This window comes from Rossellomorea sp. YZS02, assembly GCF_033963925.1.
In the GTDB taxonomy this organism is placed as follows: Bacteria; Bacillota; Bacilli; order Bacillales; family Bacillaceae_B; genus Rossellomorea.
Map to the genome: position 1 here is coordinate 14,541 of NZ_JAXBLY010000028.1, position 13,511 is coordinate 28,051.

The window sequence follows — 13,511 nt, forward strand, 5'->3', positions numbered from 1 at the left end:
AGATTGTCGTCCCTATTCGATAAACGAAAAGAAAAAATGAAGAAAAATCGGCCGACAACATATGAATATGAAAATCATTTAGTTGACGACCTTGTTGAACACTATAAAGCAAGACTTCTTAGAGATACGAATTTAGAAGCCCTTACCCAATTAACTCAAGGGGAAATGAGATTAAAGATTGAACAATTGGTATCGCAATTCATGTCGGAGGAGAGAGTAATTATATCTCGACATGATAAGGAGTTATTGATCTCTAGAATTCTTGATGAAGCAGTGGGATTTGGACCGTTGGAGCCACTTATTAATGATGAGACCGTCACGGAAATCCTGATTAATGGGTATGAAGAAATTTATGTCGAAAGATTAGGGAAGTTAGAAGTTAGTAACATTAAGTTCCGTGATGATGAGCATGTACGGCATGTGGTAGATCGAATCGTTGCACCATTAGGAAGACGGATTGATGAAAGTTCACCAATGGTAGACGCCAGACTTCCTGATGGAAGCCGTGTGAATGCGGTTATCTCTCCGATTAGCTTAAACGGTACCTTGGTGTCAATCAGGAAATTCAGAGCAGAACCATTTAAAATGGAAGATCTATTAAACTTCAACTCATTGAATTCTCATATGGCCCACTTTTTAGAGGCGGTTGTAAAATCCAAACTTAACACGTTGATCTCAGGCGGTACCGGTTCTGGGAAGACAACGATCTTGAATGTCATTGCTGCGTCTATCCCTTATGGTGAAAGGGTTATAACGATAGAGGATTCAGCAGAACTTAGACTCGATCGACCCAACGTTGTCGGGATGGAAGCAAGACCTGAAAATGTCGAAGGTCGAGGCGAGGTTACGATTCGTAATCTGGTGAAAAACGCTTTGCGTATGAGACCTGACCGCATCATCGTTGGGGAAGTTCGTAGTGGAGAAGCTTTTGATATGCTTCAAGCCATGAATACGGGTCATGAAGGTTCTATTACGACAGTGCATGCCAACTCACCTGAAGATGCATTGAGGCGTGTAGAAGCCATGGTTGTAATGGCAGGAATGGATCTCCCGTCCCATATTGTTAGGGAATATATTGTAGGTGCCTTGGATATCATCATTCAAGCAACACGATTGACTGATGGTACAAGGAAGATCATCTCGATATCGGAAGTTATAAAACACTCTGATGGTCGTCATGAAATGAAAGAAATCTTTACGTTTAAAAGAACGGGTATGAAAAAAGATGGGTCCATAGAAGGCCATTATACGGCCACAGGATATGTACCTAAGTGCCTGGAACGACTGAAGGTGTTTGGGAATAACATTTCCGAATCCGCCTTCACACCTGTTTTTGAGGAGGTGAGCACTTGATATCTGCTGCCATAGCGACTCTCTCGGCTCTTCTATTCATTATTTCCATAAGCTTCTATTTGGATTACCGCAAGGAAAAAAGAGAATGGAAAAAGCAAGTAAACGATTTTTATAGTAATGGAGAAAAAAGAAAAAGTTATATCGTCCTCTTAGGAGATAAGTTTGACCGAACAGAAACGGCGAAACCTATTTTTGAGAAACTAAGGGAGTCAAATATTCCCCTTACTCCGTCTGAATACTTTGGTGCACAATTTGTGGCTTTTATGGGAATCGTCATTATGCTGAAGAACTTTTTCAGTCTTAGCTTTCTAATCAGTATCTTTGTGTCTCTCCTTTTCTTGGAAGGGGGAAAAAGACTTCTCTTTCTATTGAGGAAAAACAAATTGAAACAACGACTGGTTGAACAATTACCTGAAATTTGCCGCTTGCTTGCAAATGCAACCAGATCGGGGATGACGTTGAATCAGGGAGTACAGCTTGTAGCCCAGGAAGTAAATGAACCAGCTAAAGGGGAATTCAAACGATTAGCGCAGGAAATTTCATTGGGGATTGATTTTAACACAGCCATTCGATCGATGGAAAAGCGCGTTGACAACCGTGAATTCAAACTATTCGTTGCTACAATTCTCATTCAGAAAAAAGCCGGAGGTAATTTATTCTCTGTTTTGGATGAGATGGGCCAAACGTTGGAAGAGCGGAAGATCTTAATGCAAGAAATTAAAACGATGACAGCAGAACAACGTTATGTTGCCTATATCGTTCCGGTCATTCCAATTTTCCTGGTTCTGATGATGAACAATATAATCGACGGATTCTTAGATCCTTTGTTCACAGGTCTTGGTGTCATCCTGTTGCTATTATTCATAGGTGGTACTTTATTAACTTTTATCCTAGTTAAAAAAGTAACCAATATTAGGGTGTGAGACGATGGATGGTTTAATTGTCATATTTCTAGTGTTAACCTTGTTGTTTTTGGGTTTAAGCCTGAGAAGTTTTTACACATATATTATTTATAAAAATGATCTAAAGAAGGAAATAGAAGAAAAAACGTATATTTATAATTCTTTTGAAAAGAAAATTACGAGAAAAGAAAAAATACTCAGTAAACTTTTTGAGTATGCAGATGATTTTTCCGGTATTGGACAAAGGGTGAACTTCTTCAGCGAAGATCACGACATACAGAAGTTGCTGATTAAAGCCGGGCACCCTTATGGACTTACGGTTCAACGATTTCAAGGGTTAAAGATGTTCTTTCTCGTAATTGGATTTATTGTAGGAGGGATTTGCTTTCTCTTAAGACTACCATTCTCGCAGATTGCGGTGATTATCTATCCACTTGCAGGGTATGGAGGAGCCATTCTATGGTTAAATGGAAAAGCCAAAAAACGACAAGAAGACTTGTCCTTTCAACTTCCAGACTTTCTCGACACCATGAGCGTCACTCTTCAAGCAGGGGTAGGGTTGGATCAAGCCTTAAGGGATATCGTCCCCTACTTTGAAGGACCCATCAGGGAAGAGTTCGGGCGCTTCATTCAGGAGTTAAGTGTAGGCGTTCCGAGAGGGGAAGCATATAACACCTTGTTAGAACGAAACGATAGTAGAGAATTTCAATTACTCTTAAAGTCATTAATACAAGGCGAAAGACTCGGAGTTCCAATATCAAAGACATTCAAATTACAAGCCGAAGAAATGAGGAAAATCAAGAAAGAAATGATTAAAGAGAAGGCTGCCAAAGCCTCTCCAAAAGTAACGCTGATTACCACATTTCTAGTTTTGCCATCTGCACTAATTCTGATTGGCGGCTTGATGATTATAAATATGTTTAGTGAAAACCGAAACATTTTACAAATGTTTCAGTAAATAAAATTAAAACCAACTTTAAGGAGAGAAAAAAACATGATGAACAAACTAACAGAACTTTACGTGAAATTTACTACACCGGTGAAAAATGAAAGAGGAGCTCAATCGTTAGAGTGGTTAGGATTAGCGGCTTTATTGATTTTAGTATTGGGTATTGTATCGACGGCTGTGAGTGATAACAAGGATAGCGTATCATCAATTATTAGTAAAATATTCTCCAAAATCGGCAAGATGGTAGGAGAATAATGAAATCCATAAAAAGTTTATTAAGTATAATAATAGTTTTATCACTATTTATTATCGGTTGTGGTAACGAGAGTAAAGAAGGAAAAGAAAAAGCAAATCAACAAGGGGAACCCCCTCAAGAAACATCTAAAGTCGATAAAGATAAGGAAGTAAATGAAAAGGAGGTAGAGGTTCAAGTCGAACCTTTACCTTCTACATATAGCGAACTGGAGAATAAACCCGTTGGAAAAGATTCGAATTATATTCCATTATCTACTTCTGAAGATAAAGAAAAGGCAGTAGAAAGGTTCAAAGATCTGCCGGAGATAAAAAATGATCCAAGTGAAAAAGAATTGGATTACTATTATCAAGAGCTATTGAAACGTGTCCAGAGAGACTTTAATGGGCCAGATAGCTTGATAAAACAGCTTAAATTTCAATCCTTTGGTAATCCAGAAATAGAAGATCCAAGATATCAGTTCAAAGAGAATTTGAATGTTGAAGTGATCCTTGATGCGTCTGGGAGCATGGCTCAAGACGCTGGTGGCCAAACAAAGATGAAAGCAGCAAAAGAAGAAATCACACAATTTGTAAAGAATTTGCCTGAGGGAACTAAAGTAGGTCTGAGAGTATATGGACATAAGGGTAGCAATGCTGATTCTGATAAGGAGTTGTCTTGCAAAAGCTCGGATATCTTATATCCAATAGATAATTACGATTCTACAAAGTTTAATCAATCACTCGACAAAGTTAAACCAACTGGGTGGACGCCAATAAGCCTAGCCTTAAATGATGCTAAAAACGATTTGTCCAGTTTTAATGGAGATAAAAATACTAATATTGTTTATTTAGTAAGTGATGGAATTGAAACATGTGACCAAGACCCAGTAGAAGCTGCTAAAGAACTTTATAATTCGGACTTGACTCCAATAATAAATGTGATTGGTTTTAATGTAGATGGGGAAGGTCAGAGACAGCTAAAGGATATTGCGGATGAGACTAATGGTATTTATTCTAATGTTGAAGACCAAGCTGGTCTCAAAACAGAGCTTGAAAAAATAAATAATATTGCAGAGGCATGGAAAAAGTGGAAAGAAAAAGGAGAAAAATCGATAGAGCTTAAAGAGGTGCAAAATAACCTGGAAATCTTCAATTATATTGCTGAGGAGGAGTCTAAGTCTCTCAAAGAAAAAGACCAGATTAATCTCCTGATCTACACCTTACAACAAAAGAATTTAATGAGTAAGGAATCACGTGAGTATATTGAAAAGAAGAACAATGAATATCACAGTTGGATAGATTCCGAGATTAATAACTTTAATGATGAATTAAAGAAAATTAACCAACAAAGCTATCTCGAGGCCAAAGAAGCACTTGAAGAAAAATATCAAATTAACACTCAATAAGACTGGGGTGAGAATGAGTTGAATATAACCAGAGTTTTCAGTCTGATGTTAACGTTCACGATATTATTTTGGAATGTATTCCCTGTAGTGAGTATGGCCGCCGGTACATTTATAACCCCAGGAGAATCCATCAAACCAGGTCAAGCAATCACTCCAGGTGAAGCAATAAGCGGTGGTGAATTCCTTGTTCCTGGTGATGTGTTCAAACCAGGCCAAGCGATCAAGCCCGGGGAGTCATATAATGGAGGTCAAGTTTCGAATTCGGGAAAACCAATCTTAGAAAATTTCCCTTTAAATAACGGTACTTTCATAATTCCAAACGCTCCACCACCTGTTCCAAACTTTGTATTTGGAGGAGAGAGTTTTACTACTGGAGGACCGATTACTCCAGGGACTCCTCCTAATTCAGGCAAATCAGTAGAAGGCGGAGATGTAGACGGAAACGGTAAATCAATAGAAGGCGGAGATGTAGGCGGAAACGGTAAATCAATAGAAGGCGGAGATGTAGACGGAAATGGTAAATCAGTAGAAGGTGGGGACGTAGATGGAAATGGTAAATCAGTAGAAGGCGGAGACGTAGATGGAGATGGCAAATCAGTAGAAGGCGGAGACGTAGATGGAGATGGCAAATCAGTAGAAGGCGGAGACGTAGATGGAGATGGCAAATCAGTAGAAGGCGGAGACGTAGATGGAGATGGCAAATCAGTAGAAGGCGGAGACGTAGATGGAGATGGCAAATCAGTAGAAGGCGGAGACGTAGATGGAGATGGTAAATCAGTAGAAGGCGGAGACGTAGATGGAGATGGTAAATCAACAGAAGGTGGAGATGTAGACGGGAATGGTAAGTCAGTAAAGGGCGTTGAAACTCTTGATGAAAAACTATCGTCAAGTTTAGCATGGATTAAAGCTGCGAAAAGATGGGGAACTGATATGTTATTCGCAGCAGATGATATTGTTCAGGGATTAGTTGCTCATAAAGCTGGTTACAAATTTGTCAAAGACGGGACGAAAAATTGGAAATTGAAAGGGGATCGCAAGACTGGTAACAAAGTTACACAATGGTTCCTTGATCGATTCAATGACAATGATAGTATTAATAATGGGAAGAAAAACTTTAATAATTTCAGAAGGAATGAATTCCTAGACGGAAAAAAGTTAAATGGATTTACTTCTAACCTTAAAAAAAGTATAAGGGATAAATGGATACCTTTTTATAAAAAGACAGAAGAAATTCAAAAAAAGGGTTGGATGAAGCCCAAATATGTATCCAATTGGACTTTTAATACAAAGGTATTAAAGCCTATGCAACTGATTAAGGGGAGTGCTCCGGTAAATTTTGTACTTACAACTGGTCAAACCCTAATAGATTATACAGTCGGTGCCAAAAAGAGTATGTTCAATACTTCTGATTTTTATGCTGACCTTTCAACAGATCTGACAATAGGTGCTGGAACCACACTGGTTGGTTCAATTGTAGGATCAGCTGCAACAGGTGCTGTAGGGGGTTCTATTGTTCCAGGGTTAGGCACAGCAATTGGTGCAGTAGCTGGTATCGGAGTGGGTGTAGGTTCTTATTTCTTTATGCAATCCAGACCAGGAAAGGCGCTAAGACGCGGTATTCGGTCGGGATATAAGAAAGCATATGATTTTGTTGGAAATTCAGCGAAAAAAATTGGAAGCAAGGTCGGCGAATTAGGAGATAAACTGAAGTCAGGATTGGGTGGTATTTTTGGATGAAACGAACAACCTTTCTTTTAAAGAAAGCAGGATCATACATGTTACGGTTTCTATAATAATTGTTACTTTCTTATTTAGTGCTCTGCCAGAATGGTATACTCCACAATTCATTATGAACAGTATTGTTTCTAGCATATTAGTCATCATAATTGTGGTTTCTTGGAGAATAGTGGAACTTAAAGTGAGATATTTCTCTATCCAAAGCTATTGTTTAGTTTTCAGTCTTTCCTTTTTGTTTGCCCAGCCACTTATTAAATACTTCTGGCAAGAAGAAAATTCCATATGGTTTTTCTTATTAGGAATTTGGATAGGAAGCTTTATCATTACACATCTCTTAAAGGAGAATATTTTTCAAGCCTTTTCAAAGACGTTTGAAAATAAGTTTAGCATTGCTTTTCATATTGTAGTCTTTATCTGCATAACGGTTGGTCCAATGTTTATCATTATCGGGAATGCAAATGATTTTAATAAAAATATTTCATATGGGTTGGTATTATATTTTTTATCAGCTCTATTACAAATTACTCTCCCTGCGTTTTTAAAGCACCCAAAAGATATTTAAGATAATTTCTAGGTCATAATATCTTATGTATGGCCTAGAAACTTTCTTTAGAAAGAAGTGGTTTTTTGGTTAATATTAATGGAATTTTAAAGACCATAAGTTACCCCTTATTAGTAAATGTGGTAATCGGATTTTTATTTGGTATCTTTGATTTAAGTAATATGAACTTGCTATTTATTTTATTGTTTGTAATTAGTCACCTACTAATTGGTTGGACAGCTCCAAAATTCAATCCGGATACTCCATATTTTTCTTGCTATATCTCAACGGTCACATTTAACTTTCTAAATTACTTGGCAGGGACATATGTGTTTGAGTTTTATATTTTGGAATCACCAGATTTAGTGAATCGTAATATGGTGTTAAGTTCTATTTTTGCACTCGTAATATCTACAGTTTACTTAAAGGTAATAGAACGAAAAGGTGAAAAATATGCTTAAAGAAACGTTTTATATATTTAATCAAAATTTGGTAAAGATTTTCCTTTTAAGTTTGGCGGTGGTACTGCCAGTAAGTTATTTGATTCAGTCTTTCGTCATATATTTCTTAACTGCGGATTATTTGATGACACCGAACCTTTATTCAATGTGTATGGTGTTAATTAACTTCACCATTTTATTCCCTCCATTTGTTGTAGTGGCTAAGAATTACCTAAATGATGAAGAGTATAGTATTAAAGATTCATTACAAAGTTTCTTGGATAACTTTTTTTTAATATTAATAGTCACAATCATTGCATTTATAATTATGGTCGTGGGATCACCCTTAATACTGATTCCTACCTTAATTTCTTTATCATTTTTAATTGTATTCCCACTGTTTGCTACAGATGATATCCCATTGATCAATAAAATAAAAAATGCGTGGTCGGTAATGAAAAATGAGAATATAGGTCTGTTAGGAGATTTGATACTCGTCATTTCAATAAATATTTTGCTGTGGTTTTTACTCACTTTATTTGTCGATAAAATGGAGAACAGTTTAATAGTTTATTTAACATTAAAAGTGTTGATTTTCACTATATTTTCTCCATTAATATACATCTACTTAGCGGTGAAATATCATAAAAGCAATACAACAATATAAAAAGAGGGAGAAAATGAATGGCTGATAAAACAATGATATTTAAGAAATCAAACTTATTCTTCCTTATTCCAATATCCATACTTACATTTGGTGTTTATTATGCTTATTGGTTTATTTCAAGAAAAAAGTCGTTTTCTCAACTCACTTCTAAAAATTTCATACCTCATGGATGGTGGAAATTTTTCTTGGTATTTACAATTGTATCTTTAATTTACGATCTAATTAAGGACTCGTTCTTCACGGGATATGGCATATCTATATTAGATAGTTATGACATAATTTTATCTTTCTATTTTGTAGGTTGCCTTTACTATTCAGTTTTTAGGGCAAGGGAAATGATAGAAGAACATTTTGACGAAAAAATTTTTAAACCTTGGTTATTAGTCATATTTAATGTTTGGTATCTCCAATTCAAAATCAATCGACTAAAAGAAAATTAGGAGAGGGTAGCAATGAGAAAGTACTTCAAAAAAGTAAATAATGAAAAAGGTGCTCTCACATTTGAATTCCTTGGAATTCTACCTTTCTTCTTCATGTTTTTTCTGCTCCTCTGGCAGGTTGTAGCGTCAGGGTATGCCATATATACAGTTAAAACGGCAGTGAATGAAGGGGCTAAATCTTACTCTGCTACTAAAGATGCATTAGAAGCAGAAAATACGGTAAAAAAAGCAATTGGAGCAAGCAATGTGATAACTTATGATGGAATGTCCATTACTACACCCGATGTCAACGGAAAGTTTGAAATTAATGTTAAGGTCGAGCACCCGCTTGTGTTTATTCCTAAACAATGGAAAGATGAAACGGCTCTTTCATTTGATCAATCGGCAGTGGGCCAGGTGTTGGTGGAATGAGAAAGTATATAGACAATGAGAAAGGGAACTCAATCTTTTTTATTCTTTGGCTATTTGGCATCGTTGCTGTCGTTTTTCTGATTGTGGCAAATATTGCAAAGATCTACGTTGTTCAAGCCCAGGCAAACAGTTCTGTAGAGCAAGCTGCCTTTGCTGGTACGTCTGTATTAATAGATGAAACAACGAAAACGGTAGAAGAATTCGACGGTAGTGTCATTTCCGCCGCTCAGAAGGCCTTAGATGGTGGTAAAAGTATTAATGAACAAATCGAAGAAAAACAACAGGAGCTCAAGGATTCTGGGAAAGCTTCTGATCTTGCTTATATACAGGCGCTCAATGACGTGCTCCCTGGCGAATTAGAAGAACACCCTTTATTGAAAGAGGCTTTTAGAGAGCATTTTTCTGATTCTACTCTTAATAGTAGAATTCAAAATGCAGCTCAATCTATATTGACCGACAATGATGCAAACCCTGAAGATATGGATATTATTTTATCTACAGAGGATTGGAGAATTGAAGTAAAGTCAACGGCAACTTTCGAAAGTATTTCGGACAATAAACTCATTAAGGTATTTCAAGAGAAAATCCCTCAGAAGGGATATGGGCCTAAACTGAAATATCTTGAGAAGGTATATGAATAATTAAGTGGAGAAGACCTTGGAAGTTAGTTTTTTCAAGGTTTTTATTTTTTTTTGTGAACACAATATAGAAATTATGATTTGGAAGTAATAGAAATGTGTCTTTAGAAGCTGATGCACATATTGCCATTTTACTAGTGGGAGAACAGATTAAATATTTGTAAGAGACTTCGAAAATGCAGTCAATGAAAAACTCTCTCGGTATAAGCAAGAGCAAGGTTAACCCCAAAAATCTCAGTTACGGAAGGTGGGTTAGAATGAATGCAGAGATTCTCTTATCAAAGGCATATAAACATAAGAGATTATTTGAAACCGTCCTTATTAATCCATTCGGTTACATGGTCAGTGGGACATATTATTATTTATCAATCTATAAAAGAAAGAATAAAGTTAAGGGATACTCAGTGATCTCAGAAGATGATCCTGTAGAAAACGATGCTCTTGAAGCATTTGAGATTCTTGTTTTATATACAGCTTATGCAAACAACTATTTCTCGATTGGAGAAAAAAGAGGGCAATTAAGCACGGATTATTTCTTTAAGCCGGTAAGTGTAATTAATGATTATTTAATTAATAATGAAAATAACGTATTGGCAAAAGGGAAAAATATCTTATTGGAATATGGTAATCTTCAGAAAGATTTAAAGAAAAGAGTTATTGGTTTTTCAAATGATTACGACCATCGTATATTAAAGGAAAATATTATAACAGATCAAGATTATGAAAATTTAATAGAAATTCTTATACATGTCGATAGAGTCCAATATATCCAATCTAAAACATTACTAGAAAACTTCGAGGTCCTAAAACGAATGTTGGCTGAGATGAAAGAGACAAATATATTTGGGAAACTCCCAAAAGAGAATAAAGATTTTTTAGAGGAGTTTTTAAAAGGCAAGAAAGAAGTTGAACAATCAATAAAAGAGTTTGATCAAGATAGACAAGCAGAAATTCTGACTGACAATCACGATATGAATGAAATAAAAAAGACATATTATAAAAACGGAATTGAAAAATTGCGACGCTATAAACAAGACCTACGTTATCCAAAGCAAGGTGAATGAGGATTGATATTAATGAATATACCAGTATTAAAAAGAAATGCGAATAAACACAAGAAATTATTCGAAAATAAGGTAATGATAAATCAATTTGGTTATGAAGTAAACGATGTAAGTTACTATTTAGCGATTTATAAAAAGGGAATAAGCATAGAGGATATACCGTTATTGCTGAAGAGGAATACTCTGAAGCTGATGCAATTCTAGCTTTTGAAAAGTTAGTCTTGTTTACCGCGTACGTTAATAATTTTTTTGATCTTGAAAAGATGAAGATGAGACTTTCACCAGAGTCCTTTTCCAATATAAGTACTGTGGTAGATCCATATGTTGATAAGAATGACTGCTTAAAAAAAGGAAAAGAAGTGATTGACCAACTAAATGATAGAACTTCAAGAAAGATTAAAAGCGTATACGCATTATTACGATAATCATATATTGGTTCATCATACACTCGACGACCAGGAGATTCAGACAGTATTAGAAGCATCGGCACACTTAAATCGGCTGCAATACAAACAGGCAAGGGTGCTAATTGATTCCTTTAAAAATATTAAAAAGACGTATAAAGAAATGAAGAAATTAAATCTCTTGAAATTGCTCAACGAGTATGATCGGACAGTATTGAAGGAGCTCGCTCGTGGAGTAGGGGAAACAAAGAAAAGTATTAAGGATTTTACATATGAGAAAGAAATAGCACATCTTCCAGTGGAACAACAAATAGAGTTAATCGTGCAGAGTATAGAAAAGGCTGGTCAGGAAAAACTACCGCGTTATAAACAAGACTTGCGATATCCAAGAGCCTAAGTACGTATAACCGCCATACATGTTTATGGTGAATCATGGGCGTGTACACTTGGTTACGATGCAAAGGTGAATGAAGTTAGGAACAAATAATAAAATTTGGTTTACTAATTTATTTTCACAACAAACTTGATAAAGGAGAAATACTCTTGAGTAAAAACCTTTTTATTACGATTTTGGTTATATGCTTATCCTTCGCTATTACAGGTTGTCAATCAGCAGATGATAAATCTGATGGTAGCAAAGAAGCAGAAATGAAAAACGAAAGTTCTATATTAAATGAACAAGAAAATGATGAAAAAAATCTGCTTTCCAATTATCCAGAGCTTTCATCGACGCCTGATGCTCCTAAAACAATGGAAGAAGTAATTGATTATCCTGCCGGACCATATGCAAATGCAAAGTTTGATAAGAATAACGAAGAGATCGTTAAAGAGATAAATCAGCTTCCTGCAATTAAAGGTTCTGCCGATGAAGAGTTTCTTGAGTCATACTGGAACCAACTTCTTTCACTCTTCGCTGTAGATTATAAGGATCCACAAGTCATGCTTGAAAAATTAAAAGTAAAGTCATTTGGGAGTCCTGAAATAGAAGATCCACGTTATCAATTTAAAGAAAATTTAAATGTTGAAATTATCCTTGACGCAAGCGGCAGTATGAAGGCGCAGGTAAAGGGACGTACGAAGATGGAGTTAGCTAAAGAAGCAATCGATACTTTTGCATCTTCACTTCCTAAAGGTAGTAAAGTGGCACTTAGAGTATATGGTCATAAAGGGACAGGCAGTGATAAGGATAAAGAAATGTCCTGTAAAGCAAATGAAAAAGTTTATGATTTTCAAAGCTATGACAAAAGTAAATTAAACCAATCTTTAAAAGATGTTGAAGCAAAAGGTTGGACCCCGGTAGCCGCTTCTTTAAGAGAAGCTCAAAAGGATTTATCTCAATTTCCTGCAGAGCAAAACACAAATATCATTTTCCTGGTCAGTGACGGAATTGAGACATGTGATGGTAACCCCGTTGAGGTAGCAAAGTCTTTAAAAGATTCTTCTGTAAAACCAATTGTCAATATTATTGGATTTGATGTTGATGCAGAAGGCCAAAAACAACTTCAAGATGTCGCAGAGAATGCCTCTGGTTCATACGCAAATGTTTACGATTTAGATGAATTGAACTCAGAGTTTAATCGCGCAGAAGAAATAGCGAAACAGTGGGAAAGTTGGAAGAGTAAAGCGCTAAATAATAATGATCTAGAACAGTATCTGAATACTAGTGAAATATCTGAATTTACCTATGATTGGTCGTATAAACGTATTAAAGAAAACAATAATCTCTTAGGAGTCATTCTCTATCTTAAAGATAAGGGTGAATTAACAGATGAAGCATACACATATTTGTCTGATAAAGCCAAAAGAAGACAAAAGGATGTCTTCAAGTATTCAAAAGAAATTAAAAGTGAACTCCATAAAGTAAATGATGCAAGTTATGAAGAAACGAAAAGTTTGATAAATGAAAAGTTTAATAGAAATAATAATTAGGTAGTAAGTAGAGAATGTGGAGTCAGTCTCCTGCATAGTAATGCGAGATTGTGACGGGGGACTGCCCCCGTTTTTTGGGAGGAGCCTATACTTTGTATGGGAACGGTCATCGGGGGCATTGCATATCTGTATTTCTATATGAGTGACGGTGTGGTGGATGATGGTGACCGGAATATCATGATAACGGCCGTTGTTTTAGTCGTTATTTCAGTGTTTGGCCTGTCCATTGATATGTCGACAGATGGAGGGAAGAATACGAGTAAGAAAGCGATTATGGCCGGGGGTAGTTTTGCGATGTTCATGCTGGTGTGGCGAGTTCTGGCTTCGTTATTTTAAGATGGGGCTTTTAGGGATAGTAGGTATTGCGCTTTTTGTGAATCTCTCTCATTTATTATT

14 protein-coding genes are annotated in these 13,511 nt (G+C 36.1%); all 14 read left to right on the forward strand.

Annotated elements, in window-relative coordinates; all coding sequences use genetic code 11:
- Positions 1–3: 3 nt before the first annotated feature.
- Positions 4–1,353, forward strand: a complete 1,350-nt coding sequence (locus SLH55_RS21305) for a CpaF family protein (RefSeq protein WP_226677663.1) — start codon at positions 4–6, stop codon at positions 1,351–1,353.
- Positions 1,350–2,276 (forward strand): type II secretion system F family protein, encoded by a 927-nt coding sequence (locus SLH55_RS21310; protein ID WP_219165774.1) that lies wholly within the window; start codon positions 1,350–1,352, stop codon positions 2,274–2,276. The genes SLH55_RS21305 and SLH55_RS21310 overlap by 4 nt, the downstream gene beginning before the upstream one ends.
- A 4-nt stretch (positions 2,277–2,280) precedes the next feature.
- Positions 2,281–3,213 (forward strand): type II secretion system F family protein, encoded by a 933-nt coding sequence (locus SLH55_RS21315; RefSeq protein WP_219165775.1) that lies wholly within the window; start codon positions 2,281–2,283, stop codon positions 3,211–3,213.
- A 36-nt stretch (positions 3,214–3,249) separates the two neighbouring features.
- Positions 3,250–3,459, forward strand: a complete 210-nt coding sequence (locus SLH55_RS21320; RefSeq protein WP_219165776.1) for a hypothetical protein — start codon at positions 3,250–3,252, stop codon at positions 3,457–3,459.
- Entirely contained in the window at positions 3,459–4,844 is a 1,386-nt protein-coding gene (locus tag SLH55_RS21325; RefSeq protein ID WP_219165777.1) for a VWA domain-containing protein, read from the forward strand. The genes SLH55_RS21320 and SLH55_RS21325 overlap by 1 nt, the downstream gene beginning before the upstream one ends.
- An 18-nt stretch (positions 4,845–4,862) precedes the next feature.
- Positions 4,863–6,581, forward strand: a complete 1,719-nt coding sequence (locus SLH55_RS21330; RefSeq protein ID WP_320324416.1) for a hypothetical protein — start codon at positions 4,863–4,865, stop codon at positions 6,579–6,581.
- Positions 6,574–7,143 (forward strand): hypothetical protein, encoded by a 570-nt coding sequence (locus tag SLH55_RS21335; protein ID WP_219165779.1) that lies wholly within the window; start codon positions 6,574–6,576, stop codon positions 7,141–7,143. Before SLH55_RS21330 ends, SLH55_RS21335 begins: the two co-directional genes overlap by 8 nt.
- Before the next feature lie 432 nt (positions 7,144–7,575).
- Entirely contained in the window at positions 7,576–8,229 is a 654-nt protein-coding gene (locus SLH55_RS21340; protein WP_219165780.1) for a hypothetical protein, read from the forward strand.
- Between the two features lie 452 nt (positions 8,230–8,681).
- Positions 8,682–9,080 (forward strand): pilus assembly protein, encoded by a 399-nt coding sequence (locus SLH55_RS21350; protein ID WP_219165782.1) that lies wholly within the window; start codon positions 8,682–8,684, stop codon positions 9,078–9,080.
- Positions 9,077–9,721, forward strand: a complete 645-nt coding sequence (locus SLH55_RS21355; protein WP_219165783.1) for a hypothetical protein — start codon at positions 9,077–9,079, stop codon at positions 9,719–9,721. Before SLH55_RS21350 ends, SLH55_RS21355 begins: the two co-directional genes overlap by 4 nt.
- A gap of 254 nt (positions 9,722–9,975) precedes the next feature.
- Positions 9,976–10,782 carry a hypothetical protein gene (locus SLH55_RS21360; RefSeq protein WP_320324417.1) on the forward strand — a complete coding sequence of 269 codons (807 nt, stop codon included), beginning with the start codon at positions 9,976–9,978 and terminating at the stop codon, positions 10,780–10,782.
- Positions 10,783–11,157: 375 nt separating this feature from the next.
- Positions 11,158–11,583: a hypothetical protein gene (locus tag SLH55_RS21365; RefSeq protein WP_219165785.1), complete on the forward strand. Its 426-nt coding sequence runs from the start codon at positions 11,158–11,160 to the stop codon at positions 11,581–11,583.
- Between the two features lie 146 nt (positions 11,584–11,729).
- The gene (locus SLH55_RS21370) at positions 11,730–13,115 is read left to right on the forward strand and encodes a vWA domain-containing protein (protein ID WP_320324418.1); all 1,386 of its coding nucleotides are present in this window, start codon (positions 11,730–11,732) and stop codon (positions 13,113–13,115) included.
- Positions 13,116–13,211: 96 nt separating this feature from the next.
- Positions 13,212–13,451, forward strand: a complete 240-nt coding sequence (locus tag SLH55_RS21375; RefSeq protein ID WP_219165787.1) for a hypothetical protein — start codon at positions 13,212–13,214, stop codon at positions 13,449–13,451.
- The last annotated feature ends 60 nt before the right edge of the window (positions 13,452–13,511 follow it).

Bases quoted from the DNA above. Each gene is read 5' to 3' on its own strand.
- SLH55_RS21355 (WP_219165783.1), top strand. From the start codon at position 9,077: ATGAGAAAGTATATAGACAATGAGAAAGGGAACTCAATCTTTTTTATT.
- SLH55_RS21365 (WP_219165785.1), top strand. From the start codon at position 11,158: ATGATAGAACTTCAAGAAAGATTAAAAGCGTATACGCATTATTACGAT.
- SLH55_RS21360 (WP_320324417.1), top strand. From the start codon at position 9,976: ATGAATGCAGAGATTCTCTTATCAAAGGCATATAAACATAAGAGATTA.
- SLH55_RS21325 (WP_219165777.1), top strand. From the start codon at position 3,459: ATGAAATCCATAAAAAGTTTATTAAGTATAATAATAGTTTTATCACTA.
- SLH55_RS21315 (WP_219165775.1), top strand. From the start codon at position 2,281: ATGGATGGTTTAATTGTCATATTTCTAGTGTTAACCTTGTTGTTTTTG.
- SLH55_RS21340 (WP_219165780.1), top strand. From the start codon at position 7,576: ATGCTTAAAGAAACGTTTTATATATTTAATCAAAATTTGGTAAAGATT.
- SLH55_RS21320 (WP_219165776.1), top strand. From the start codon at position 3,250: ATGATGAACAAACTAACAGAACTTTACGTGAAATTTACTACACCGGTG.
- SLH55_RS21350 (WP_219165782.1), top strand. From the start codon at position 8,682: ATGAGAAAGTACTTCAAAAAAGTAAATAATGAAAAAGGTGCTCTCACA.
- SLH55_RS21375 (WP_219165787.1), top strand. From the start codon at position 13,212: ATGGGAACGGTCATCGGGGGCATTGCATATCTGTATTTCTATATGAGT.